Origin of the sequence: Parabacteroides sp. MSK.9.14, assembly GCF_019041495.1 — a bacterium.
Classification (GTDB): Bacteria; Bacteroidota; Bacteroidia; order Bacteroidales; family Tannerellaceae; genus Parabacteroides; species Parabacteroides merdae.
Genome location: NZ_JAHPXO010000130.1, coordinates 1 through 626, shown reverse-complemented (window position 1 = coordinate 626; position 626 = coordinate 1). Strand labels below are relative to the sequence as shown.

The window sequence follows — 626 nt, the reverse complement described above, 5'->3', positions numbered from 1 at the left end:
CGGTTTCCGATTTTAGTAAAGGCAAGCGTCCCATTGTCACGGAAAGTCTGTAATGTTCTCGGACTGACACGTAGCTTCCTGCATACGGAATGACTGTCCATCCATTTGCCAGTTTCCTTTTGGTCATGGCTATTGCAGAGGGTTTCCATCCTCTGCACGAAGTAATCCAGCTTGGCTGAAATTTCCTCGAATGTCTTTTTCTCAAAACTGATAATTTCCATTGTTTCCGATATTTAGATTATACATTGTCTTCAATTCTCGCCGCTAAGGTAAAGCCGGACCACTCATTACACCCAACACTTCCGACAAGTGGAATCCTGTGGCACAGTTGGCGTAAGACAGAGGCTTGTTTCCTTGTTTTCAATGCAAAGAAAAGCAGGAATAATCACACCACAATGGATTTACAAACGACTGACGGTCTGTTACATCAGTTGTCATCGTGTTGCATAATCAGCGGGATTATGTAAATCGGAAAAGAGCCATGTTCCATTAGTACCGATTGAGCAGGTTGCAGCAATTAAAATAAGAATGGCGATACAGTAATATTATCCAATGTAAGAAACCACATCTGCCGGATTCAACAAAAACTCTGTTCTAACGAATCATTATCCAATATCTATAATCGT

At 41.4% G+C, this 626-nt stretch carries 1 protein-coding gene; it reads right to left on the bottom strand.

Going from position 1 to position 626, the window contains the following annotated elements:
- The coding region (locus KTG12_RS21460) for a DNA-binding protein (RefSeq protein ID WP_216945553.1) at positions 1-221 on the bottom strand (221 nt) is incomplete at its 3' end.
- Positions 222-626 lie beyond the last annotated feature (405 nt).